General features: G+C 60.8%; 4 protein-coding genes, 1 tRNA gene and 1 pseudogene. 5 read left to right on the top strand and 1 reads right to left on the bottom strand.

From position 1 onward, the window contains the following. The 5 genes from GSQ83_RS30005 to GSQ83_RS31390 all read left to right on the top strand — a co-directional run. Nucleotides 1–334, top strand: a 334-nt coding sequence (locus GSQ83_RS30005; RefSeq protein ID WP_216850319.1) for a hypothetical protein, incomplete at its 5' end; no start/stop codon positions are given. Next, entirely contained in the window at nucleotides 331–606 is a 276-nt protein-coding gene (locus tag GSQ83_RS17975; RefSeq protein WP_158804277.1) for a hypothetical protein, read from the top strand. The genes GSQ83_RS30005 and GSQ83_RS17975, both read left to right, overlap by 4 nt. Before the next feature lie 389 nt (nucleotides 607–995). After that, nucleotides 996–1,232 carry a CsbD family protein gene (locus GSQ83_RS17980; RefSeq protein WP_158804278.1) on the top strand — a complete coding sequence of 79 codons (237 nt, stop codon included), beginning with the start codon at nucleotides 996–998 and terminating at the stop codon, nucleotides 1,230–1,232. Nucleotides 1,233–1,592: 360 nt separating this feature from the next. Beyond that, nucleotides 1,593–1,663: transfer RNA gene (locus tag GSQ83_RS17985), tRNA-Gly, on the top strand. A 95-nt stretch (nucleotides 1,664–1,758) separates the two neighbouring features. Beyond that, complete coding sequence (locus GSQ83_RS31390) at nucleotides 1,759–2,064, top strand: MarR family winged helix-turn-helix transcriptional regulator (protein WP_371418034.1); 306 nt, start codon at nucleotides 1,759–1,761, stop codon at nucleotides 2,062–2,064. Nucleotides 2,065–2,071: 7 nt separating this feature from the next. On the opposite strand, the pseudogene GSQ83_RS17995 reads toward GSQ83_RS31390, so the two are convergent. Continuing rightward, nucleotides 2,072–2,275 (bottom strand): annotated as a pseudogene (locus tag GSQ83_RS17995) (IS3 family transposase); the annotation flags it as partial.

Here is a 2,275-nt window from a genome sequence, read left to right on the forward strand (position 1 = left end):
GGTGCAGGAACGACTTGGACCTCTCTGGGCTGCAATTATCACAGCGGCGGCAATGCTTCTACTCGCAATCACCGTGTTGCTGATCGGAATCCTGCAGTCAAAGGCCGGCAAGAAGACGCGGGCGCAACGCGATGCGCCCAGGTCCGCGGCAGCTGCTAGTCTATCCACGCTGCCGCCGCCGAGGGCCATGCTTGAGACTAGCCGCTCCGCTTTCCGTCGTAACAAGGGAACGGTCTTGCTGGCCGCAGGAGTGGCGGGCCTACTGCTGGGTCAGGACCTTTTAAAAACTCGCCCGCAGTATGTGGTCGAACAAAAGGGGCGGAGGCGCAGGTGAGCGAAGAATGGTGGCCCGACGATACGGCTACGCCGCCGCCGGATGGTACGCACAGAGTGGTTCAGCAGAGCACCGAAGGCGTCCCTCTGTTTTTGAAAGCTCCAGCTGACCCGACCGCTCACCCGTTCTGGACCCCGGAACATGCCGAAGCCGGTGCTTGGTCACTGCGCGACGCAGCACGGTTGGCGGCTCTGCATACCGGCCTGCGAGATTCAAGTGGCGGTCTTGTGGAAGCCTGGAGCGAGGGGATTACGCCCGATGAGCAAGACTGACGTGATGTAGACGCGCCATCGCTTGTCGATGGTCAGTGATGCAATCGTCCGTTTCAATGCGGCCGATAAGGTCAGGATTATCGACTTTCCTCCACATCACCCAATCCAGTGCACCGTCCAGTGTCGCGAAGGAACGGCGCGCTGTTGGTGATCCAGCCCCTGGCTCAGATACTTCGGCGTGATAGCCAGGCATATTTGTCCCCAGTGACGATCCCGATCGACAAGCAATGATAGCTCGTGCGTCTCTGGGATATTCATCCATCTCGGTTACCGCTTTTCTCGCCGGGCATGCTGCCTCTCGCATCTTCGTGAATGCCCACGCGCCTAGATGAGGGCGTTGCTAAAGAACGATTATATCCCCAGGTGGATGGCCTTCCCAGGAGATGCACATGAGCGAGAACAAGTTCAGTGGAACGGTCGATGACATCAAGGGCAAGGTGCAGGATGCTGCCGGCGGTCTGACCGGCGACACCAGCACCCAGATTCGTGGCAAGGCTAATCAGGTGCGTGGCCAGGCGGAAAGCATACTGGGGGATGCTGCAGAGTTGATCCGGGATCAGCCTCTGACGGCAGCGCTGGTCATCTTTGGTGTCGCGTATTTGGCGGGACGTCTGCGCCTGCTCTAGGCGAGCCCGGACTCCGAACCCAGCCCAGGAGAATGTGCATGGCGACCACAACACTTCGCTGCCTCCGCGTGGCGGCCATAGCGATTCCATTTGCACTCGGCGGGTGCGGGATGTTTGGCTCCTCTAGCGGTAGCCCGACTAACGGCGGGGCCGCTCAGGGCACCGGAGCCGGCGGTGCGACTGGAGCAGGTGCCAGTTCGGCTGCTGTCGCATCGGCAGGTGCGGGTGGGGCAGGCGCTGGAGGGGCCGGTGGCGCCGGAACGAAGTAGCGAAGAACCAGGCGGCCGAAAGTCCTAAGGCGTATGTCCGAAAGGCGGAGTCAAAATTACCGGGCCGCCACCTCATGCTTTGAAAGCTTGGGTGGGCGTAGCAGAGTGGTCTTGCAGCGGTTGTCCTAACCGAAGGTGTCGGTTCGATTCCGGCAGCCCGCTTTTAACAATCGGCAACCGAAGAGCAGCATTTTCTGATAACAGAACCAACTTCCGAAGACGCGCTCTTGGTATGGCTGAGAGACAGCGTCGTAGCTATGGTGCGTTCGAAGGGTTCGAATTTGACGCTCCGTCAACTCGGCACGCTCCTTACCTGCCATACGACTCCCGGCCCTCATACCGTGAGGGGCCTGTCGGAGGCGGTTGGGACGCACAAGCCCGCGATCTCTCGCGCCGTGGACGTTCTGGAGAACCACAAGCTAGTTCGTCGTTCGTCAGATCCGACGGACAGACGTTCTGTCTTGATTGACACAACGAAGGCCGGGAACGCCCTCTGCCGTGGGTTTGAAACGAGCAAACGAGTCAGCACAAGCGGTCCGCCGCCTCGGAATGTACTCGATTAGACCGCAGGCTGACCCCGTTGCTTTCCGGGCTGCGAACCGGTGTGAAGCATGGCACCAGGGCCAGCGCAGCGGCGAATTCTAGCGTCTCACGGGCGACATAGGCGGAGCCGTTATCCGCCAACCATTGAACGGGGTGCGGTGCCCGCAGGGCGTTGAATCGCCGTTCGACACAGGCCAGCATGAGGTCGCGCACCATCTCGCCGCTGACGCC

The organism is Acidisoma sp. L85, from assembly GCF_009765865.1.
GTDB lineage: Bacteria > Pseudomonadota > Alphaproteobacteria > Acetobacterales > Acetobacteraceae > Acidisoma.